Raw genomic sequence first — 22,151 nt, 5'->3', positions numbered from 1 at the left:
CGACGCGAATAGGCCCCGCGACCGAGGTCGCGGGGCCCGTCGCATCCGGAATCAAGACACCAACGCCTGCTGCCACTCGATCAGGTCGTCGATCTTGGCGACGAGCGCGTCGTCCTGCAGGCCGTGCGCCTTGCCCTTCGCCTGCACGAGCACCGCGATCGCGCCGGCGTGATCGCCCGAGTCGGCGGCGAGCTCGGCCGCGTCGAGGTACGCCTCGACATCACCGCCGAGCTGCCCGATGCGCTGCGATCCGTCCTCGAGGCCGCTGACGATGCCGTCGACCTCCTTGAACGTCACGCAGTCGCCGCCACCGGTGACCTTGCCGGCGGTCCACTCGATGCCGCCGAGGATGTGGTCGAGGAACAGCGGGTCCGTCCATGACGAGTCCACGTGGCCGGCGCCCTCGTACCACGAGCGGCCGCCCTCGAAGTTGTGGCACCACGCGAGCGGGTGGTCCTCGCCCATGGCGCCGTTGCCCGGGTTGTACGTGGACTCGTCGAGCGTGATGAGCACGTGCACGTCCTCGCGGGGGTTCGCCGTGAAGTTGTACCACTCGTCGAACCGCACCCACTCGGTCGGCAGCATCTCGGTCGACGGGTGGCCCGGGCTCTCGACGCGCATGGTCGCGGTCTGCTGCGCGGGGTGGTTGCGGAACCGTGCGCTGCCACCGGTCAGCTCGCTGTACCACGGCACCGTGTGCATGGAGTCGGTCGCGGCGTGCAGGCCGACGTACCCTCCGCCGCCGCGGATGTAGCCCTGGAACGCGGCGAGCTCGGCGTCGTTGAGCAGGCGCGGTCGGTTGGGGTCGAGGTTGTTCGTCGCGTCGACCGGTGAGGCGAAGATGATCGTCGCGTACTTCGACAGGTCCTCGGCGGTCGTGAACGGGGAACTCGGCAGCGTGAGGGCGGGCTGACCGGGTGACGTGCCCTGCGGCGGGTCCCAGACGTCGACGCTGAACCCGTGCTCCTCGCCGAGCTCGATGATCGCGTTCGTGGTGTCGTCGATGTGCGAGTGCCGGAAGCCGAGCGTCTCGCCGACGACGAGCACCTCGTACTCGTCGCCTTCGGCGTTGGCCGGGGTGGCGATGAGACCCAGGCTGAGTGTGATCGCGACGGCGCAGGCGCCGGTGATCGCATGTCGGACGTGTTGCTTCATCAGTCGTTTCTCCTCTTCGAGCGTGGACCGTGCCAACCGCCTGTGCAGGCGCGCGGGAACAATATGTTGCCTCAGGCGACAAATGGCTCCCGGGCATGAGACTATTGCCCCGTTCGGGGGGATGTCAACGGCTCGCCGACGTTAGATGAACGGCCACTGCGCTGCTTTTGCCGCTTCGTTGCTATAAGGCTGCCGGAGCAAGCCCGCCGTCACGCAACGGAAGCGGAAGCCGACGCGTCGGGCGCACGGCGAACCACCTCGCGGCCGTACGCCATCATCAGGAAGCTCGTCCCGTCGGCTCGCTCGAAGCGATACTCGCGCTCGGGCAGGCGCGCGAACCCCAGCCGCTCGTAGAGTCGCTGCGCCGACCTCATCTCGGGTCCGGTGTTGAGCACGACGCGACGGATGCCGCGACTCGCCGCCAGCGCGAGCACGTGCCGCACCAGCGTCTCGCCGACCCCGCGGCCGCGCGCGTCGGCCGCGACGCCGAGGAACCGGAAGTCGAGCTCGTCATCGTGGCGGGCGACCGGTGAGAGCCTCGCTCCGGCGCGCGGCGTGGTGACGCTTCCGAGCAGCGTTCCCGTCGACGCGTCCGCGGCGACCCACACCTCGGCGGTGAGCGCCCGCTCGGCGACGCGCTCGATCTCGGCCAGGTAGGCGGGGTTCAGCTCGAAGTCGCCGGCGTAGGCATCACGCACGAGCTCGCGAACGGCGCCGATCTCGTGCTCGCGCACGAGCCTGACTTCGGAAACGGGCGGCATGGGAGGCATCCGATCAAGCCTAGATGTGGTCCCATGCGAGTCGGCTGAGCGCGTGACACCGTGATGACACCATGTCGCATCAACACTGACACCAGAAACGTTGACATGACACCATATTGGTGTCATATTGGTGTCATGGACCTCACGGGATACGTCAACGAACTCCAGCGGCAGTTGGCCGTCGCGGCCGAGGCCGGCGGCGACGAGGCGCTCGGGCTGGCACAACGCCTGACCGCGCCGCTCGACGCCTCCGCGCGCCTCGTCCTGCTCGAGGCGCTCGCCGCCGCCGCGGCGGAGATCACGGCCGAACTCGCTCCCGGCGCCGTCGACGTGCGACTCCGCGGACGCGATCCCGAGTTCGTCGTCACTGTTCCACCCACGGCCTCGTTCGAGCCCGCGGCCGATCGATCTGCGACGGCGTCCGAGGCTCCCGCCTCAGTGGCATCCGCTGCCATGCCCGTCGCCGACGACACGTCGACGAGCCGCACCACGCTCCGCATCCCCGACCAGCTCAAGGCCCAGGTCGAACTCGCCGCCGCCCGCGACGGCGTCTCCGTCAACACCTGGCTCGTGCGCGCGATCGCCGCCGCTATCGAGCCCGCCCCGACACGGCCCACCGAGACCCGCCCGGCCGACGGTGACGCGAACCGCGTCACCGGCTGGGTCCGCTGAAACCCACACCACCGAGGAGTCATCATGACCACCTTCCAGACCCCGCACCCCGTCGTGATCGACGTCGATCTCGGGTGGGGCGACGTCCACGTCGTCGCATCCGACCGCGCCGACACCGTCGTCGAGATCCGGCCCGCCAACCCAGACAAGTCGGGGGATGTCAGGACCGCCTCCGAGGCCAAGGTCGAACTCGTCGGCGATGTGCTCGCCGTGCGCACGACGAAGGGATGGCTCCACTACACCCCGTTCGGCAACGCCGGCCAGGTCGACGTCACGATCGAGGTCCCCGAGGGGTCCGAGGTCCGCGGCGCCACCGGAGCCGGTCGTCTCCTGGTCGAGGGCGCAATCGGTGCGATCGCCTATCGCACCGGCGCCGGCGACGTGCGGGTCGACGAAGCCGAGCGCGTCACGGCGCGCACCGCATCGGGCGCGATCATCATCGGTCGCGCGACCGGGGCCGTCGAGCTCCATTCGTCGTCGGGCAGCGTCCGCATCCGCGAGCTCGCGGGCGAGGCGACGATCAAGAACCCGAACGGGTCGACGACCATCGGCGAGGTCACCGGCACGCTGGTCGTGCAGGGCGCGCACGGCGATGTCAACGTCGCCAACGCGAGAGGTGACGTCACCGCGAAGACCAGCTACGGCAACCTCCTCGTCGAGCGCATCGACGGCGGCCGCGTGCAGCTCGAGGCCGGCTACGGCGGCATCGAGGTCGGCGTGGCCGAGGGCACGGCCGCCTGGCTCGACGTCTCGAGCCAGCACGGCGCCGTCCGCAACAAGCTCACGCCGTCCGACGCGCCCGGCGCCGACGAGAACACCGTCGAGCTGCACGCCCGCACGAGCTGGGGCGACATCCTGATCCGCCGGCCGAGCTCGACGCCCGCCCGCTAGACCGACCCGCACCGCCACGCACGACCCGCCGGACGAATCGCGCCCGACGTCGGGGTGGTCGAGTGCGCCCGGAAACACCCGAACACGCACACCGAGAAACGGAGATCCAGATGACCACCGATCAGACCCAGGCGCCCGCCATCAGCGTGCAGGGCCTGGAGAAGTCCTACGCGAAGGACCTGCAGGTGCTCCGCGGCGTCGACTTCGACGTCGCCCGCGGCAGCATCTTCGCCCTCCTCGGCTCCAACGGAGCCGGCAAGACCACCGTCGTGAAGATCCTGTCCACACTGCTCCGGGCAGATGCCGGCTCGGCCGTCGTGAACGGCTTCGACGTCACCGCGAAGGGGGCCGAGGTCCGCGCGTCGATCAGCCTGACCGGGCAGTTCGCCGCGGTCGACGAGGTCCTCACCGGTCGCGAGAACCTGGTGCTCGTCGCCCGGCTGCGGCACCTCCCCGGCCCGGGCCGCATCGCCGACGACCTGCTCGCCCGCTTCTCGCTGACCGATGCCGGCAACCGCAAGGTGGCCGAGTACTCGGGCGGCATGCGCCGACGCCTCGACATCGCGATGAGCCTGATCGGCGACCCGCCGATCATCTTCCTCGACGAGCCGACGACCGGCCTCGACCCGCAGGCGCGGATCGAGGTGTGGCAGTCCGTCACGGAGCTCGCCGCCAACGGCACCACGGTGCTGCTCACGACGCAGTACCTCGACGAGGCCGAGCACCTCGCCGACCGGATCGCGATCCTGCACCAGGGCCGGATCCTCGTGAACGGCACCCTCGACGAGCTGAAGCAGCTGCTGCCGCCCGCGAAGGTCGAGTACGTCGAGAAGCAGCCCACCCTCGAGGAGATCTTCCTCACCCTCGTCGGCGACGACACCGCCACCGCGGACGCCGACGCCGACGCGGCCACGACCGCCACGACCCGGAAGGACCGATGATGACCACCGCAACCGCACCGATGGCCACGACCACGCATTTCTTCGGCGACACCGCCGTGCTCACGGGCCGATCCCTGCGGCACATCACCCGCAGCCTCGACACGATCATCACGACCGCGATCATGCCGATCGCCTTCATGCTGCTGTTCGTGTTCGTCTTCGGCGGGGCGATCGACACCGGCTCGGACACGCAGTACGTGGACTACCTGCTGCCCGGCATCCTGCTCATCACGGTCGCCTCGGGCGTGTCCTACACGGCCTACCGGCTGTTCCTGGACATGCAGGGCGGCATCTTCGAGCGGTTCCAGTCGATGCCGATCGCCCGCTCGAGCGTGCTGTGGGCGCACGTGCTGACCTCGCTCGTCGCGAACCTCGTGTCGCTCGCGATCGTCGTCGGGGTCGCGTTCATCATGGGCTTCCGCACCGGCGCCGACGTGCTGGCCTGGCTCGCCGTCGCGGGGATCATGGTGCTGTTCACGCTGGCGCTGACGTGGCTCGCCGTCATCCCGGGCCTCACCGCGAAGTCGGTGGACGGCGCGAGCGCGTTCTCGTATCCGCTCATCTTCCTGCCGTTCATCAGCTCGGCCTTCGTGCCGACCGAGAGCATGCCGGGCCCGGTCCGCGTCTTCGCCGAGTACCAGCCCGTCACCGCCATCGTCGACGCGATCCGCGCGCTGTTCACCGGCCAGCCGGTCGGCGCCGACATCTGGATCGCCATGGCATGGTTGGTCGGCATCCTGGTCATCGCGTACGCCTTCGCGATGCTCGCCTACCGCCGCAAGATCTCCTAGGGGCCAGCGGATGTCGCAGCACGCGCCCGGCTTCGCGCACGATTCTTCGACCGACCGGCGAATCCGTGCGCGTGCTGCGACGTACCCTAGGTTCGTGACAGCGTTCGTCTCAGCCCTCGATCTCTTCTCGATCGGGATCGGGCCCTCCAGTTCCCACACGGTGGGGCCGATGCGGGCAGCCCGAGCGTTCGTCGAGGAGCTGGCCGACGACGGACGGCTCGACGCGGTCCGCCGCGTCACCTGCTCGCTCTACGGCTCGCTGGGCGCCACCGGCCTCGGCCACGGCACGCCCGACGCCGTCGTCGCGGGCCTCGGGGGCCTGGTGCCCCACGACTGCGACCCCGACGACGTCCGCGGGGCGTGGACGCGGCTCGGCACGGCGGGCGCCGAGATCCGGCTCGCCGGCCGTCACGCCATCATGATGACCCAGTCCGACGTCAGCCTCGAGCCGCGGACCCGGCTGCCCGGCCACCCCAACGCGATGACGCTGCAGGCCTGGGGCGACGACGACGCCCTTCCGATCGCCGAGGAGACCTACTACTCGGTCGGCGGCGGGTTCATCCGCCGCGAGGGCGACACCCCCGAGCAGGCCGAGGCGCTGCGCCATCCGCTCCCTTACTCGACGGCCGCCGAGCTGCTCGACCTCTGCGACGCCCACGGCGTCAACTTCTGCGACGTCGCCTGGCGCAACGAGGTCGCCGTGCACGGCGAGGAGGGCATCGTCGCCGGCCTCGACGCGATCTGGGCCGCGATGGCCGAGTGCGTCGAGCACGGCCTGCGCACCGAGGGCATGCTGCCCGGCCGGCTCGGCGTCAAGCGCCGTGCCTCCGAGGTGCGCCGCCGGCTCGAGGAGTACGACCGCGACGACGCCGCGCGCACGCCGCTGGGGCGCGACACGTCGACCGAGTGGCTCCACGCATTCGCGCTCGCCGTGAACGAAGAGAATGCGTCGGGCGGCCGCGTCGTCACCGCGCCGACCAACGGCGCCGCCGGGATCCTCCCCGCGGTGGGCCACTACTACCTGCGGTTCGTGCCGGGTGCCGACCAGGCGGGCATCCGACGATTCCTCCTCACCGCCGCAGCGATCGCGAGCCTCGTGAAGAAGAACGCGTCGATCTCGGGCGCCGAGGGCGGCTGCCAGGCCGAGGTCGGCTCCGCGTGCGCGATGGCGGCGGGCGCCCTGTGCGCCGTGCTCGGCGGCACGCCGCGCCAGATCGAGAACGCCGCCGAGATCGCCATGGAGCACCACCTCGGCCTCACGTGCGATCCGGTCGCCGGACTCGTGCAGGTGCCCTGCATCGAGCGCAATGCGATCGCCGCGTCCACCGCGGTGTCGGCCGCGCGGCTCGCTCTCCACGGCGACGGCACGCACGTGGTCTCGCTCGACACCGTGATCGAGACCATGCGGCAGACGGGCCTCGACATGATGACGAAGTACAAGGAGACCAGCGAGGGCGGCCTCGCCGTCAACGTCATCGAGTGCTGACCGTCCGGCGCACGGCCGGTCGCGAGGGGCCGTGTCCCCCGATCGGGTCGCTACTGCCCGACCGCACCACTCTGGCAAGGTAGCCGGGTGGACCCGAACATCTCCCCCGACGTCATCGGCGGCATGAGCGCCGCCGCGCTCATCATCGGCTCGCTCATCTACTTCGCCCTGCTCGCGCTCAGCCTGTGGATCGGCTACCTGATCATCAAGACCGCCGTACGCAACGGGCTGCGGGATCACACGCTGTGGCTCGAGTCGCGACGCGGCCCGCTGCGCTGAGCGGATGTCGCGGCACGCGTCCGCCGCAGCGGCCCGTGTCCCCCATTCCGGCGCTCAGCAGGCGCACTCGATCGGGGGCGCGTCGGCGGCGACGTTCGTGAGGGTGTCGACCGGTCGCCGTTCACGGCCCGCGTCGCGCTCGACCTCGAAGCCCTCGCGCGCCCAGTACTCGAAGCCGCCGAGCATCTCCTTGACCGGGTACCCGAGGGTCGCGAACGCGAGCGCGGCGCGCGTCGCGCCGTTGCATCCCGGCCCCCAGCAGTAGACCACGACGCGCGTCCCGGCCGGGAACCGCGCCTCCGCCTCATCGGCGATCCTCCGCCCGGGCAGGTGCACGGCGCCGGGGATCCGGCCGGCGAGCCACGCCGCCTCGCTGCGCGTGTCGACGAGCACGAAGCCCGGTTCGGAAGCGGCGAGCGCGGCGGCCACGTCGGAGACGTCGGTCTCGAAGTCGAGCCGGGCCCGGAAGTGGCGCACCGCCTCCGAGGGGACGGCAACGTGGTCGAAGAGCGAGGAAGTCGCGGGAGCGGGTGCGGGGGTCGTCGTCGTCATGTCACGATGCTCGCACCCGTGAGGCGCGCGCCGCGGTGCGGATCCCGTCGGACGTGCGCGACATCCTGCCGTTCAGGCGACGGCGGCAAGCCGGCGTGCGGGTACCGACCCGCCTCAGGCGCCCGCGAAGAACGCGGCAAGGGCCGCGCCGAGCGCGCGCAGGTCGTCGACGTGCGCGAGCTCGCGCGCCGAGTGCATCGACAGCAGCGGCGGGCCGACGTCGACGGTGCGGATGCCGAGGCGCGTGGCCGTGAGCGGTCCGATGGTCGAGCCGCACGGGATCGCGTTGTTCGAGACGAACGGCTGGGTCGGCACGCCGGCCGCACGGCACGCCGCCGCCCAGCGCGCCGAGCCGGCGGCATCCGTCGCATATCGCTGGTTCGCGTTGAGCTTGAGGAGCGGGCCGCCGCCGAGCACGGGCCGGTTCACGGGGTCGTGCCGCTCGGGGTAGTTCGGGTGCACCGCGTGGCCGGCATCGCTCGAGACGTGCCACGACGCGGCGAACGCGCGACGACGCTCCTCGACACCGGCCCCGAGCCCGGCGCCGATCCGCGTGAGGACGTCGTCGAGGAATGGACCGCTCGCTCCCGAGCGCGACTCGGAGCCGAGCTCCTCGTGGTCGAACGCGGCGAGCACGCTGATGTGGCCGGCATCGTCGGGCGCCTCGAGGAGCGCGGTGAGTCCGGCGTGCACCGACGTCAGGTTGTCCATGCGGCCGGATGCGAGGAAGACGTCGCCGCGTCCGAAGCGGGCCGGTGCGGCGGCGTCGGCGACGTGCACGTCATGCCCCACGACCTCGTCGGGGTCGACGCCCGCCAGCCCGGCGAGGTGGCCGACGACGTCGGCCGGCTCGATCCCGGCCTCGACGCCCCAGATCGGCTGCACGTGCCGCTGCTTGTCAAGCGTGAGCCCGTCGGCGTTGACGCCCCGGTCGAGGTGGATCGCGAGCTGCGGGATGCGAAGGAGCGGACCGGTCGCCACGAGGTGCGTCGTGCCATCCGCCGTGACGAGCCGACCGGCCAGCCGGAGCTCGCGATCGAGCCAGGAGTTCAGCAGCGGGCCGCCGTACACCTCGACGTTCGCCTGCGAGAGCCCGGCCGCGGCGCTCGACGGGTTCGGCTTGAGCTTGAACGACGGCGAGTCGGTGTGCGCGCCGAGGATACGGAACGGCGTGACCGGACCGGCCGACTCGGGCTGCACCCACGCGATCACGGCGCCGTCGCGCACGACCACCCGGCGCCCTGCGCCGGAGGGCCACGCCTCGGCCTCGTCGAGGCGGTCGAATCCGGCCGCCTCGAGCCGCCGGGCCACCTCCTCGGCCGCGTGGTACGACGACGGCGATGCCGTGACGAATGCGGTGAAGTCCTCGATGTACGCGTCGACCGCAGGGATGCCCATCCCTCCATCTTCGCGTACGACGAGCGACCCGCCGGACGCGGTGCCGCCGGTCAGGCGAAGCGCAGGGTCGCCTGGAGGCGGGCCCGCACCTCCATCGAGTCGGCCCCGCCGAGGTGCGGCGCGCCGGGGAGCCCGTCGCGGATCGCGCTCGCCAGCCTCGACCGGCGCACCAGCGCGACGACCGCGCCCCGGTTCGTGCCGCCGATCTCCAGCGGCGCGGCGGCGTCCTCGTCGGGCACCACGATCACGAGCGCCGTCGGCTTGACCCTCGCGGGCCGCGTCACGGCCTTCGCGCGCGCCGCGAGCGCACGGATCGGCCGCTCACCGGCGAGCGCCTCGCCGATCAGCTCGCCGCGCTTGAACGCGACCGGGCCGCCCCAGTCCTCGGACTGGATGGCGATCAGGCCGGTCGGCCCCAGCACGAGATGGTCGAGCTTGGGCGGCATGCCCGGCCCCGCGGCGTCCGTCGCGAGATCGTGCCACACCGTGTACGCGATGCCCAGCGTGGCGAGCGCGCGGGCCGTGTCCTCCTCGGCGAGCGCGTCGGCGAGCACATGGCGGATGTCGCGCGGCGCGCTCCGCACGAGCGCCGGGTCGTACGGGTCGTCGAGGGTGACTCCGCGCCCCGCCCATTCGCGGATGAGCGCGAGGTAGCGTTCGCGCGTCCATCCCCCGGGGTGGCCGTAGGATCGCGCGAGCGGCCGCGAGTCGCGGCGAGGCTTCGGCGCGGCGGGCGCCCATGGGGCGTGCGGGGCGTCCGACGGAGCCACCGTGCGAACCCCCCGGTCGAAGGCGGCCCGCGCCTCGGGTGTGCCGACGAGCTCCCACGCCGCCTGCACGGCGTGGAACCGCACCGCGTCGCCGCCCGTGTCGGGGTGGGCGTGACGCAGCGCGCGCCGGTACGCGCGGCGGAGGGCCGCGGCATCCGCGTCGGACGGAACGCCCAGGACCTCGTAGGGCGACTGGGAGAGTGGGCTGTCGGGCATGGGCTCGCTTTCGGTGGCGAGCATGAGGATACCGCCGCGCGCCGCGAGGGCGCCGCGAACGCCGCGCGCTATCGGACGACCGGGCGCAGCAGGCCGCCCGCGACGAGTTCGCGCACGGCTGCAGCGAACTCGTCCCAGAGGTCGGCCGGCTCGACCTCGAGCAGTTGCGCGATCGCATCCGAGAGCACGCCGAGCGGCAGTTCTCCGTCGGCGGCGCCGACCAGGGCCGCGAGTCCCGTGCCCGCGTCCACGACCCGACCGAAGCCGCCGCCCTGCCGGAGCAGGATGACGGTCGGCCGCTCATCGCCGGGCCAGTGATGGCGCTCCTCGGTGACGTCGCCGGCCACTGCCACGCGCAGCGCGCGCATTCCGGCGTCGTCGAGGGGAGCGACCCGGTCGACGGCCTCGAGGCATTCGGCCAGGTGCGCGCCGAGGCGGCCGGGCGTCTCGCCGAGTGGGCCGTGCTGCCGTTCGGCGCGCGCGAGCCGCGGCCCGGTGTCGTCCACCGGACGTCGGAGCAGCACGTAGCCGAAGCCCACCGACTCGACGCCGCGCTCCGCGAAGTCGTCGAGCCAGGCGGCGTGCAGCGCCTCGAACTCCGGGGTGCCCGGTCGCGTGCCGCCGTCGCGGATCCATGTCTCGGCGTACTCGCTCGGGTCCTGGCGCTCGCGTTCGACGATCCAGTACTCCAGGCCGGATGCCGCGGCCCACCCGGCCGCGCGTTCCAGGCCGTCCTCGAGCTCGCCGGACTCGCTCGTGCCGCCGGCCCGCCGGTACTCCCAGTTGCCCAGCAACTGCGCGGTGCCACCCGGGGTGAGGTGCTCGGCCGCGCCGCGGACCACGGCCTCGACGATGCCGTCGCCGACCATTCCGCCGTCGCGGTACTCGTACGCGGGCACGCCCGCGCGGCGCGGCGTGATGACGAACGGCGGGTTCGAGACGATCCGGTCGACGCGCTCGGCGGCCACCGGGTCGTACAGGCTGCCGAGCCGGAACTCGATCCGATCCATCCGGTTGAGCCTCGCGTTGAACCGCGCGAAGTCGAGCGCCCGCCCGGAGATGTCGGTCGCGATCACGCGGTTGCTGAACCTCGCCGCGTGCATCGCCTGGATGCCGCAGCCCGTGCCGAGATCGAGCGTGGTGCCCGCGTGCGATTGCATGAGCAGGCCGCTCAGCGTCGTCGAGGCGCCGCCTACGCCGAGGACGTGCCCCTCGGGCAGCGGGCCGCCGGTTGCCAGCTCGCCGAGGTCGGACGCGAGCCACCACTCCCCCTCGCCGGCCGCGTCCGCGAAGGCGTACGGCCTGAGGTCGACGCGGGGCCGGACCGCCCCGCCGGCGTCGCCGATCGGCTCGATGAGGCCGAGGCCTGCCGCCCCCTCGATCCCGAGCGACGGCAGCGCCGCCTCGAGGTCGACGGATGCCACGGGCGCGCCGAGCACGAAGCAGCGCACGAGCGCGGCCAGCGGCCGGTCCGCGGCATCCACTCGTTCGAGCGCGCGCATCGCCGGGACCCGGTGCCCGCGTCGCAATGCGGCACCGGGATGCGTCGACTCCGCCTCTGCCGACCGCTCCCAGAGGCGCTCGATCGCCGCGACCGTGAACCGGGCAGCGCCGAGGTCGGCCGCGAGCGCGTCGACGAGGCGATCGTCGGTCACGGAATGCACGCGACCATTCAAGCAGGCCCGGCACCGCGGCATCCGTCCCGCGATCGTCACCGCGGGGACATCTCGTGTCCATTCCCCGACTCGAGGCGTAACCCCGCCGACACATGCGCCGCGTAGCGTCGGTTACCATCGGACGAGCGAGGGGAGGTCGCGACATGGCTGAGTCGTCCACACTGGAACGCCTGCGTCAGGATGCCCGCGACGAGCTCGCCGCGCTCATCGAGCTGCGCTGCCGCCTCGGCGAGGACCCGTGGTCCTTCCTGCCCGAGCTGCCCTCGGTCGACGAGCAGGTCGTCGCGACGCTTCGCGAGGAGCGGCTGCACTCCGACCGCTGGAGCCCGGCTCGGGCCCGCGCGTACCATCCGACCGCGCGCCGGGGCGAGGCGGCCCGCTTCGAGTTCGAGGTGCTGCGCGAGATCGCGCTCGACCATCCCGAGCTCAGCACCGCGGTGTGGAGCGTGCTCGGGCGCGTCCCGTCGACCTGGTGAGGCCCCGGGCGATCGCATCGATCCGGCGGGTCAGCCCACGGCCGGTGCGGTCGCGGCATCCGCTCGTCGCTGCACGCGCACCCAGGTGATGAAGCCGATGATCGTGAAGACGCCGTAGAACAGGTACAACAGCGCCGACGCGTAGTAGCCGGCGCTCACGAGCAGCGGCACGCCGACGATGTCGACGGCCACCCAGATCAGCCAGAACTCGGTCCAGCCGCGGGCCATGCCCCACGTCGCCAGCAGCGAGCCGACGAAGATCCACGCGTCCGCCCAGACCGGCTCGAACGAGCCCAGCATGCGGAAGATCGGGGTGAGCACGAGCGTGCCCCCGATGAGCACGACCACGAGCAGCAGGCGCTCGCGCCCCGACGCCCAGCGCGGCGTGACGGCGGCGTGCTCGCGACCCAGGCGGCGGTTGCGCGACCACTGCACCCAGCCGTAGATCGACACGGCGATGAACATGAGCTGCCGGCCGGCCTGGCCGAGCAGGTTCACCGGGTTGGGGGTGTCGAACACGGCGCCGAGGAAGACCGTGAACAGCAGCACGTTGCCGACGATGCCGACCGGCCACGCCCACACCTTGCGCCGCATGCCGCCCACCGCCGACGCGAGGCCGAACGCGTTGCCGACGATCTCGCGCCACAGGATCACCTGGTCGCCGATCACCAGTTGCGCGTCGAACAGCCACTCGATCGGGTTCACCGCGCGGCCGCCCCGGTGCGTCGGCGCGTACGGAACTCGAGCGCGGCGGCGACGGCAGCGCGCCATCCGATGAGGAACAGCGCGAGCGTGAGGGCCGCCACGATGATGAACGCCGTCGCCGTGCCCTGCCCGGTCAGGACGCGCAGCAGCATTCCTCCGACCAGCGCGCACGCCCAGACGACGACGCCCGTCGGCCACACCGCCAGCGGCCGCCGCCATGCGCGGATGGCGACCCATCCGATCGCGGCCCCGGCCAGGAACGGCCACGCCGTGCCGACGACGCCCAGGAGGTCGAGCCGCTCGTCGTGGCTGCCGCGTCCGGTCACGGCGAACGCGGCGATCAGGATGGCGTCGGCTGCGGCGGCACCGACGATCGCGCCGAGGCTGCGGGGGCGCGCACGGGTCATGCGTCCATCGTAGGGCGGCCCGTCAGGCGTCCGTGACGAGCGCCGCGAGCTCGTCGGCGGTTCCGACGGGAAGCGCGCACACGAACTCATGGCAGCGGTATGCGGCAGGGCGCGCGCCTCGTGCCGTCCGGCCCTCGAAGAGCTCGAATCCCGCGGCGGCGAACGCTCGGGCCTCACCCTCGGTGACGACGGTCGAGACGGATGCCGCGTGGCCGCGCGTCGCGTGGACGAGTGGATCCTCGTCGGCACCGCCCCCGCCGCCGCGTTCACCGTCGGGCACGACCGTCACGAGCTGCACGAGCGGTGCGGCCATGCGCGCCATGAGCTCGAGGGCACCGCCGAACGCGATCGGCCGCTCGACCGCGATGCCCGCGACCGCACGCATGGCGCGCTCGGCCAGCTCGCGGTACCGGTCGCCGGCCCCGAGGGCGTACAGCCGCCAGGCCGCGTCCGCACACGCGGTGGCTCCTGCCGGCGTCGCGCCCTCGGCGGGGTCCTCGGGCATCGCGAGGCCGCGGGCGACGAGCACGGGATCCGCGCCGCCCGGAGCGCGGAACGGCGACGACTGGCCCTCGCCGGTGGGGACGCCGTCGTCGTCGGATGCCGCGGCGTCGATGAGCGCGCGCGCGGCGACCGCGTAGGACACCTCGCCGGTCGCCGTCGCGAGCTGCACGAGTCCGCCGGCGAACATGCCGGTGTCCTCGAGCGTGGCGCGTGCCGGCGACGCGACGCCGTCGAGCGACGCGCGGACGAGCGTGCCGTCCGCGCGAACGTGCTGTTCGAGCAGCAGGTCGGCCGCGCCGCGCGCAGTGCGCTGTGCGGCCTCGTCGGCGAGCACCTGGCCCGCGTGCGCCAGTGCCCCGATCGCGAGGCCGTTCCATCCGGTGAGCACCTTGGCGTCGAGCGCGGGCGGCTCGAGGTCGGCTCGGCCGGCGGCGTCGCGCAGGTAGTACCCGCCCTCGCTGCGCATGCCGTCGATGACGCTCTCCGAGTCCTGCGCGCTCGCGAAGCCGCCAGAGGGCACGCGCATGCGCCCGGTGAGGAAGGCGATGAGCCCGCGCGCGACCGGGACGACCGCGTCGGATCGTGCAGGCTCGCTCGCCAGGTCGGCGGCGACGGAGAGCAGGAGCGCATTGTCGGTGAGCATCCGCTCGTAGTGCGGCTCGCTCCAGTCGGCCCGTGTCGCGTACCGGAAGAAGCCACCCTCGACGGGGTCGCGGAGCGGTGACGCGGCCATGGCGAGGAACGTGCGCGCGGCGAGTTCGCGGCCGGCCGTTCCGGATCGCGCGAGGAAGGCGAGGACCGGCGCGACGGGGAACTTCGGCGCGGTGCCGAAGCCGCCGTGCACCGGGTCCTCCTGGGCGGCGAGCTCGGTTACGGCATCCTGCAGCCGGGACGAGGTCGGAAGTTCGCCTTCGGTACGCGATGCGGATGCTGCGGCGATGGCCTCGCCGATCGCGTCGGCGGTGCGGTCGAGGTCGTCCCGTCCGTCACGCCAGGCCTCGCCGACCGCCGCGAGCACCTCGCGGAAGGACGGCACGCCACGCACGGGTCGCGGCGGGAAGTAGGTCCCCGCGTAGAACGCACGCCCATCGGGCCGGGTGAACACGGTGAGCGGCCAGCCGAGCTCGCGAGTGAAGGCGGACGCGGCGGCGAGGTAGCTGGCGTCCACGTCGGGGTGCTCCTCGCGGTCGACCTTGATCGCCACGTATCCCTCGCTGAGGATCGCGGCGACCTCGGGATCGCTGAAACTCTCGCGCGCCATGACGTGGCACCAGTGGCACGTGGCGTAGCCGATCGAGACGAGCACGGGGATGTCACGACGTGCCGCCTCCGCGAACGCCTCCTCGCCCCACGGATACCAGTCCACGGGGTTGTCGGCGTGTGCGCGCAGGTACGGACTGAGCGCGTCGGCGAGGCGGTTGCCCATCGCCCAAGCCTAGGCCCGCGCGTCCGGAGCGGCACGGGAAGCGGCTTAAATGCAGAAGAGCCGCCCAGCATTGGGCGGCTCTTCAGTGAAGAATGTCCGGCGGTGTCCTACTCTCCCACAGGGTCGCCCCTGCAGTACCATCGGCGCTGCGAGTCTTAGCTTCCGGGTTCGGAATGTGTCCGGGCGTTTCCCTCGCGCTATGGCCGCCGAAACTCTAGGACCAACGTGTCCCGCACCCGGGGGGGTGCGGGGGTTGGTGGTTTCGGTGCCCACCACGCCCCACGTGTGTGGTGGGGTGGTGGGGTGCTCTGTTCTGTTGAGTGTGTTTCCGTCTGTTGGGAACCACAGAGTGGACGCGAGTACATCAGGCTCCACACCGCTGCCTTACAACGATGGTGTGGATAGTGATTGTCAAGTTGTCGGCGTATTAGTACCAGTCAGCTGCACACCTTGCGGTGCTTCCACATCTGGCCTATCAACCCAGTCGTCTGGCTGGGAGCCTCTCCCCCGAAGGGATGGAAATCTCATCTTGAGGCCGGCTTCCCGCTTAGATGCTTTCAGCGGTTATCCATCCCGAACGTAGCTAACCAGCGGTGCTCCTGGCGGAACAACTGGCACACCAGAGGTTCGTCCAACCCGGTCCTCTCGTACTAGGGTCAGATCCTCTCAAATTTCCTGCGCGCGCAGAGGATAGGGACCGAACTGTCTCACGACGTTCTAAACCCAGCTCGCGTACCGCTTTAATGGGCGAACAGCCCAACCCTTGGGACCTACTCCAGCCCCAGGATGCGACGAGCCGACATCGAGGTGCCAAACCATGCCGTCGATATGGACTCTTGGGCAAGATCAGCCTGTTATCCCCGAGGTACCTTTTATCCGTTGAGCGACAGCGCTTCCACAAGCCACTGCCGGATCACTAGTCCCGACTTTCGTCCCTGCTCGACCTGTCAGTCTCACAGTCAAGCTCCCTTGTGCACTTACACTCGCCACCTGATTGCCAACCAGGTTGAGGGAACCTTTGGGCGCCTCCGTTACTCTTTGGGAGGCAACCGCCCCAGTTAAACTACCCACCAGGCACTGTCCCTGAACCGGATCACGGTTCGAAGTTAGATATCCAGAGTGACCAGAGTGGTATTTCAACAATGACTCCACGAACACTGGCGTGCCCGCTTCACAGTCTCCCACCTATCCTACACAAGCCACACCGAACACCAATACCAAGCTGTAGTAAAGGTCACGGGGTCTTTCCGTCCTTCTGCGCGTAACGAGCATCTTTACTCGTAATGCAATTTCGCCGAGTTCGCGGTTGAGACAGCTGGGAAGTCGTTACGCCATTCGTGCAGGTCGGAACTTACCCGACAAGGAATTTCGCTACCTTAGGATGGTTATAGTTACCACCGCCGTTTACTGGGGCTTAAATTCTCAGCTTCGCCGTGAGGCTAACCGGTCCTCTTAACCTTCCAGCACCGGGCAGGCGTCAGTCCGTATACATCGTCTTGCGACTTGGCACGGACCTGTGTTTTTAGTAAACAGTCGCTTCCCACTGGTCTCTGCGGCCTTCAACGCTCCGGGAGCAAGTCCCTTCACGAATCCGGCCCCCCTTCTCCCGAAGTTACGGGGGCATTTTGCCGAGTTCCTTAACCACGATTCTCTCGATCTCCTCGGTATTCTCTACCTGACCACCTGAGTCGGTTTGGGGTACGGGCGGCTGGAACCTCGCGTCGATGCTTTTCTCGGCAGCATAGGATCACCCACTTTTCATCCGCGTCACGTCTCAGCCTGGATGAGCGACGGATTTGCCTATCGCTCGGCCTACACGCTTGCCCCGGGACAACCATCGCCCGGGCTGGGCTACCTTCCTGCGTCACACCTGTTATCACGCTCACTCCACCAGATGGGGTCGCATGCCGCCCCGCGACGTTCCCCGAAGGGTCGGTCACGGCTTGGGATGCTTAGCACTCCTGGTTTCGTGTGGGCGGTTCTTCGCCGGTACGGGAATATCAACCCGTTGTCCATCGACTACGCCTGTCGGCCTCGCCTTAGGTCCCGACTTACCCAGGGCAGATTAGCTTGACCCTGGAACCCTTGGTCTTCCGGAGGACGGGTTTCTCACCCGTCTTTCGCTACTCATGCCTGCATTCTCACTCGTGTGCCGTCCACGGCTGGTTTCCACCGCCGCTTCACCCGGCACACGACGCTCTCCTACCCATCACCACGACTGGACCACGAAGGCCTATCGATATGCGGTAATGCCACGACTTCGGTGGCGTGCTTGAGCCCCGTTACATTGTCGGCGCGGAATCACTTGACCAGTGAGCTATTACGCACTCTTTCAAGGGTGGCTGCTTCTAAGCCAACCTCCTGGTTGTCTGTGCAACTCCACATCCTTTCCCACTTAGCACGCGCTTAGGGACCTTAGTCGGTGGTCTGGGTTGTTTCCCTCTCGACGATGAAGCTTATCCCCCACCGTCTCACTGCTGCGCTCTCACTTACCGGCATTCGGAGTTTGGCTGACGTCAGTAACCTGTTGGGGCCCATCGGCCATCCAGTAGCTCTACCTCCGGCAAGAAACACGCAACGCTGCACCTAAATGCATTTCGGAGAGAACCAGCTATCACGAAGTTTGATTGGCCTTTCACCCCTATCCACAGCTCATCCCCTCAGTTTTCAACCTAAGTGGGTTCGGTCCTCCACGACGTCTTACCGTCGCTTCAACCTGGCCATGGATAGATCACTTCGCTTCGGGTCTAGGACCTGCGACTGAATCGCCCTATTCAGACTCGCTTTCGCTACGGCTGCCCCACACGGGTTAACCTCGCCACAGATCACTAACTCGCAGGCTCATTCTTCAAAAGGCACGCCGTCACACCAACACGGGCGCTCCGACGGTTTGTAAGCAAACGGTTTCAGGTACTATTTCACTCCCCTCCCGGGGTACTTTTCACCTTTCCCTCACGGTACTTGTCCGCTATCGGTCATCTGGGAGTATTTAGGCTTATCAGGTGGTCCTGACAGATTCACACGGGATTTCTCGGGCCCCGTGCTACTTGGGATACCTCTCCGGCCGGCCGCGCATTTCGACTACGGGACTCACACCCACTCTGGTCCGGCTTTCAATCCGGTTCGTCTATACACGACACGTCACCGCCGCTGCCCGGCAGAACAGCGCGAAAGGTCCCACAACCCCGACCATGCAACCCCTGCCGGGTATCACACATGACCGGTTTAGCCTCATCCGCTTTCGCTCGCCACTACTCACGGAATCACGGTTGTTTTCTCTTCCTGTGGGTACTGAGATGTTTCACTTCCCCACGTTCCCTCTACCCGCCCTATATATTCAGGCGGGAGTCACCAGGTCACCACAAGGGGCCCGGCGGGGTTTCCCCATTCGGAAATCCTCGGATCACAGCTCGTTTATCAGCTCCCCGAGGCTTATCGCAGATTACGACGTCCTTCTTCGGCTCCAGATGCCAAGGCATCCACCGTTTGCTCTTAGAAACTTGAAATCACATGAGTTCGAATCGCACACCCGAACCCGAAGGCCCGGATGCGAAATTGACCAGTGAAGACGCCAGCACAGGCACCCCGAAAGGCACCCACCTGGCGACTCACCTATTGTGAAACAGCCCGAAGGCTGCTTCTAAGATGCTCGCGTCCACTATGTAGTTCTCAACAGACGGCCAGAACCCCCACCCCCGCCGGCAACCGCCGACCTCGGTGAAGGCCTGAAGAGTCCAAACCGCCCCACCACGAACCCGCACCCGAAGATGCGACCCGCAGCAGGACTGCGCCCGGTCCCTCAGGACCCAACAGCGTGCACGCACCAACCCCCTCGCCCCGACCCGTTCCAACCAGCCCCGAAGGACCGGCGTACTGAAACCAGGACGACTCAGCTGATGCCTATGTCAATGTTCCACCCATGAGCTGCCAGCAGCGAACGTATGCCGCTGATCTGGCATGCCTGGAAGGCCGAAACCTCCAGATGCTCCTTAGAAAGGAGGTGATCCAGCCGCACCTTCCGGTACGGCTACCTTGTTACGACTTAGTCCTAATCACCGATCCCACCTTCGACGGCTCCCTCCACAAGGGTTAGGCCACCGGCTTCGGGTGTTACCGACTTTCATGACTTGACGGGCGGTGTGTACAAGGCCCGGGAACGTATTCACCGCAGCGTTGCTGATCTGCGATTACTAGCGACTCCGACTTCATGAGGTCGAGTTGCAGACCTCAATCCGAACTGAGACCGGCTTTTTGGGATTCGCTCCGCCTTACGACATCGCAGCCCTTTGTACCGGCCATTGTAGCATGCGTGAAGCCCAAGACATAAGGGGCATGATGATTTGACGTCATCCCCACCTTCCTCCGAGTTGACCCCGGCAGTCTCACATGAGTCCCCACCATAACGTGCTGGCAACATGCGACGAGGGTTGCGCTCGTTGCGGGACTTAACCCAACATCTCACGACACGAGCTGACGACAACCATGCACCACCTGTATACGAGTGTCCAAAGAGTCCCGTATCTCTACGGTGTTCTCGTATATGTCAAGCCTTGGTAAGGTTCTTCGCGTTGCATCGAATTAATCCGCATGCTCCGCCGCTTGTGCGGGCCCCCGTCAATTCCTTTGAGTTTTAGCCTTGCGGCCGTACTCCCCAGGCGGGGCGCTTAATGCGTTAGCTACGACACGGAAACCGTGGAAAGGTCCCCACATCTAGCGCCCAACGTTTACGGCGTGGACTACCAGGGTATCTAATCCTGTTCGCTCCCCACGCTTTCGCTCCTCAGCGTCAGTAAGTGCCCAGAGACCTGCCTTCGCCATCGGTGTTCCTCCTGATATCTGCGCATTCCACCGCTACACCAGGAATTCCAGTCTCCCCTACACCACTCAAGTCTGCCCGTACCCACTGCAGGCCCGGAGTTGAGCCCCGGGATTTCACAGCAGACGCGACAAACCGCCTACGAGCTCTTTACGCCCAATAATTCCGGACAACGCTCGGACCCTACGTATTACCGCGGCTGCTGGCACGTAGTTAGCCGGTCCTTTTTCTGCAGGTACCGTCACCCCGAAAGGCTTCTTCCCTACTAAAAGCGGTTTACAACCCGAAGGCCGTCATCCCGCACGCGGCGTTGCTGCATCAGGCTTGCGCCCATTGTGCAATATTCCCCACTGCTGCCTCCCGTAGGAGTCTGGGCCGTGTCTCAGTCCCAGTGTGGCCGGTCACCCTCTCAGGCCGGCTACCCGTCGACGCCTTGGTGAGCCATTACCTCACCAACAAGCTGATAGGCCGCGAGTCCATCCCAAACCGAAAAAACTTTCCACCCAACCTCATGCGAGGAAAGGTCCTATCCGGTATTAGCTCCGATTTCTCGGGGTTATCCCAGAGTCCAGGGCAGGTTACTCACGTGTTACTCACCCGTTCGCCACTAATCCCCAGGTGCAAGCACCCGGTTCATCGTTCGACTTGCATGTGTTAAGCACGCCGCCAGCGTTCGTCCTGAGCCAGGATCAAACTCTCCAAAAAAAATGGTTCAACCAACCCCGAAAGGAAGGTCAAGTTCAATCACTGACAGAGAAACAACTGACTCGAAAATCAAATTGTCCATCAATCAAAGGAAACCCATCCCCCACCCCAAAAACGAGGCAAGAAACACGGGGTTCAAAAAATTGGCATTGAACATAGTGCACGCTGTTGAGTTCTCAAGAAACGGACGCACCCGGGTTGCAGCCTCGCGGCCTGCCCCCAGGGCAACCTCTCTACTGTAGCACCCCGCGAGCCATCCTCCGACAGCGGGATCCGCGGCCGGATGCACCTCGAGAGGTGCGGTTCGTGTTGGAGTGCAACTAGATAATCTTAGGCTTGAAGCAACCGAGTCGCAATGTGCGCCTTCGAGGCTGTTTGGCTAAGATCTTCGCCCGGTCTGCCAGGGCTTCTCGCTCCCGGCCGCCGCGGCGACAAGAAGAAATCTACGTGGCCCCGGCCGCGGCGACAAATCGAGCGTGCATCCCGGGCGTGTCGCGCGACCGCGAGCTGGCGACCGGGAGCCGGCGACCTGCGCCGAACCCCCGGTCGCGCAGCGAATCGATCAGCCGAAGTGCGCGGGATCCGGCCCCAGCCGGCCGTCGTAGGCGCCCTCGAGCGCCGTGATGGCGTCGACCTCGTCGTGCGTGAGCTCGAAGCCGAACACGTCGAAGTTCTCGGCCATGCGCTCGCGCCGGTTCGACTTCGGGAACACGATGAACCCGCGCTGGAGGTGCCAGCGGATGACGACCTGCGCCGGCGTCGCGCCGTGGGCCGCCGCAGCATCCGTCACGGCCGGGCTCTCGAGCAGCGGGTACTTGCCCTGCCCGAGCGGTCCCCACGACTCGATCGCGATGCCGTGCCGCGCGGCGAAGTCCACGACGGCCGGCTGCTGGTGCGCGGGATGCAGTTCGATCTGGTCGACGGCAGGCGTCACGCCGGTCTCGCTGATGATGCGCTCGAGGTGCGGCACCATGAAGTTCGAGACGCCGATCGACCGGGCGCGACCCGACTCGCGGATCTGCGCGAGCGCCTGCCACGCCTCGACGTACCGGTCCTGGGACGGCACCGGCCAGTGGATCAGGTAGAGGTCCACGTAGTCGAGGCCGAGCCGCTCGAGACTCGCATCGAACGCGTCGAGCGCCGATCCGGTGCCGTGGTCGTCGTTCCAGAGCTTGGTCGTGACGTACAGCTCGTCGCGGGCGATGCCCGAGGCGGCGAGCGCTCGGCCCACGCCCTCCTCGTTGCCGTAGATGCGCGCGGTGTCGAGGTGCCGATAGCCGACCTCGAGCGCATCGGTGACGACGCGCTCGGTCTCGGTCGGATCGACCTTGAACACCCCGAAGCCGAGTTGGGGGATGGAGTGGCCGTCGTTGAGTTGGATCAGGGGAACGGATGTCGCTGAGGTCTGCGTCATACCGTCATGCAACCGCAGGCCGCCCGAAGTTCCATCCCCTGTTCGCCGGTCGCGAAAGCTGATCGTCCGGCCCGTCGGCGCCTCGGACCGAGCCCCGGGCGCGTCGTAGG

Annotated in this window: 17 protein-coding genes and 3 rRNA genes; 7 read left to right on the top strand and 13 right to left on the bottom strand. The window is 68.3% G+C overall.

The window, feature by feature from the left end:
- Positions 1–51 precede the first annotated feature (51 nt).
- Positions 52–1,155: a ThuA domain-containing protein gene (locus BLT99_RS02235; RefSeq protein WP_092668920.1), complete on the bottom strand. Its 1,104-nt coding sequence runs from the start codon at positions 1,153–1,155 to the stop codon at positions 52–54.
- Between the two features lie 209 nt (positions 1,156–1,364).
- Complete coding sequence (locus tag BLT99_RS02230) at positions 1,365–1,925, bottom strand: GNAT family N-acetyltransferase (RefSeq protein WP_157674909.1); 561 nt, start codon at positions 1,923–1,925, stop codon at positions 1,365–1,367.
- A 126-nt stretch (positions 1,926–2,051) separates the two neighbouring features.
- Between BLT99_RS02230 and BLT99_RS02225 the strand changes: the two genes are divergently transcribed.
- The 6 genes from BLT99_RS02225 (at position 2,052) to BLT99_RS02200 (ending at position 6,976) form a co-directional block, all read left to right on the top strand.
- Positions 2,052–2,588, top strand: coding sequence for a toxin-antitoxin system HicB family antitoxin (locus tag BLT99_RS02225; protein ID WP_092668916.1), 537 nt, complete (start codon positions 2,052–2,054; stop codon positions 2,586–2,588).
- Between the two features lie 24 nt (positions 2,589–2,612).
- On the top strand, positions 2,613–3,479 hold the full coding sequence (locus BLT99_RS02220) for a DUF4097 family beta strand repeat-containing protein (RefSeq protein ID WP_092668914.1): 867 nt from the start codon (positions 2,613–2,615) through the stop codon (positions 3,477–3,479).
- A gap of 110 nt (positions 3,480–3,589) precedes the next feature.
- Positions 3,590–4,420, top strand: a complete 831-nt coding sequence (locus BLT99_RS02215; RefSeq protein WP_092668912.1) for an ABC transporter ATP-binding protein — start codon at positions 3,590–3,592, stop codon at positions 4,418–4,420.
- Entirely contained in the window at positions 4,420–5,211 is a 792-nt protein-coding gene (locus BLT99_RS02210; protein ID WP_172802950.1) for an ABC transporter permease, read from the top strand. Before BLT99_RS02215 ends, BLT99_RS02210 begins: the two co-directional genes overlap by 1 nt.
- A 94-nt stretch (positions 5,212–5,305) precedes the next feature.
- Positions 5,306–6,697 (top strand): L-serine ammonia-lyase, encoded by a 1,392-nt coding sequence (locus BLT99_RS02205; protein WP_092668910.1) that lies wholly within the window; start codon positions 5,306–5,308, stop codon positions 6,695–6,697.
- Positions 6,698–6,784: 87 nt separating this feature from the next.
- A complete protein-coding gene (locus tag BLT99_RS02200; protein WP_092668908.1) occupies positions 6,785–6,976 on the top strand; it encodes a hypothetical protein in 192 nt (63 codons plus the stop codon).
- Positions 6,977–7,030: 54 nt separating this feature from the next.
- On the opposite strand, the gene BLT99_RS02195 is transcribed toward BLT99_RS02200, so the two are convergent.
- The 4 genes from BLT99_RS02195 to BLT99_RS02180 all read right to left on the bottom strand — a co-directional run bounded on the left by BLT99_RS02195 (position 7,031) and on the right by BLT99_RS02180 (position 11,567).
- Positions 7,031–7,528, bottom strand: coding sequence for a rhodanese-like domain-containing protein (locus BLT99_RS02195; RefSeq protein WP_092668906.1), 498 nt, complete (start codon positions 7,526–7,528; stop codon positions 7,031–7,033).
- Positions 7,529–7,642: 114 nt separating this feature from the next.
- Positions 7,643–8,926 carry a M18 family aminopeptidase gene (locus BLT99_RS02190; RefSeq protein WP_172802949.1) on the bottom strand — a complete coding sequence of 428 codons (1,284 nt, stop codon included), beginning with the start codon at positions 8,924–8,926 and terminating at the stop codon, positions 7,643–7,645.
- A 50-nt stretch (positions 8,927–8,976) separates the two neighbouring features.
- Positions 8,977–9,912: a DnaJ domain-containing protein gene (locus BLT99_RS02185; protein WP_092675454.1), complete on the bottom strand. Its 936-nt coding sequence runs from the start codon at positions 9,910–9,912 to the stop codon at positions 8,977–8,979.
- A 68-nt stretch (positions 9,913–9,980) separates the two neighbouring features.
- On the bottom strand, positions 9,981–11,567 hold the full coding sequence (locus BLT99_RS02180; protein ID WP_229724869.1) for a DUF7059 domain-containing protein: 1,587 nt from the start codon (positions 11,565–11,567) through the stop codon (positions 9,981–9,983).
- Positions 11,568–11,731: 164 nt separating this feature from the next.
- On the opposite strand from BLT99_RS02180, the gene BLT99_RS02175 reads away from it, so the two are divergent.
- Positions 11,732–12,064, top strand: coding sequence for a hypothetical protein (locus BLT99_RS02175; RefSeq protein WP_092668902.1), 333 nt, complete (start codon positions 11,732–11,734; stop codon positions 12,062–12,064).
- Between the two features lie 30 nt (positions 12,065–12,094).
- Here BLT99_RS02175 and pnuC read toward each other — a convergent pair whose 3' ends face one another.
- The 7 genes from pnuC to BLT99_RS02140 form a co-directional block, all read right to left on the bottom strand.
- On the bottom strand, positions 12,095–12,769 hold the full coding sequence (gene pnuC / locus BLT99_RS02170) for a nicotinamide riboside transporter PnuC (protein ID WP_092668900.1): 675 nt from the start codon (positions 12,767–12,769) through the stop codon (positions 12,095–12,097).
- Positions 12,766–13,176 (bottom strand): DUF3054 domain-containing protein, encoded by a 411-nt coding sequence (locus tag BLT99_RS02165; RefSeq protein ID WP_092668898.1) that lies wholly within the window; start codon positions 13,174–13,176, stop codon positions 12,766–12,768. Before BLT99_RS02165 ends, pnuC begins: the two co-directional genes overlap by 4 nt.
- Before the next feature lie 22 nt (positions 13,177–13,198).
- Positions 13,199–15,106: a thioredoxin domain-containing protein gene (locus BLT99_RS02160; protein ID WP_092668896.1), complete on the bottom strand. Its 1,908-nt coding sequence runs from the start codon at positions 15,104–15,106 to the stop codon at positions 13,199–13,201.
- 94 nt (positions 15,107–15,200) lie between these two features.
- Positions 15,201–15,317: ribosomal RNA gene (rrf, locus tag BLT99_RS02155) — 5S ribosomal RNA — on the bottom strand.
- 196 nt (positions 15,318–15,513) lie between these two features.
- Positions 15,514–18,612: ribosomal RNA gene (locus BLT99_RS02150) — 23S ribosomal RNA — on the bottom strand.
- Positions 18,613–19,099: 487 nt separating this feature from the next.
- Positions 19,100–20,627: ribosomal RNA gene (locus BLT99_RS02145) — 16S ribosomal RNA — on the bottom strand.
- Together the 16S, 23S and 5S rRNA genes form the textbook arrangement of a ribosomal RNA operon.
- A gap of 562 nt (positions 20,628–21,189) precedes the next feature.
- The gene (locus BLT99_RS02140) at positions 21,190–22,041 is read right to left on the bottom strand and encodes an aldo/keto reductase (protein ID WP_092668894.1); all 852 of its coding nucleotides are present in this window, start codon (positions 22,039–22,041) and stop codon (positions 21,190–21,192) included.
- Positions 22,042–22,151: the final 110 nt, after the last annotated feature.

The organism is Agromyces flavus (assembly GCF_900104685.1).
GTDB classification, from domain to species: domain Bacteria; phylum Actinomycetota; class Actinomycetes; order Actinomycetales; family Microbacteriaceae; genus Agromyces; species Agromyces flavus.
The sequence above is the reverse complement of the archived record's forward strand: the minus strand, read 5'-3'. Positions and strand labels throughout refer to the sequence as shown.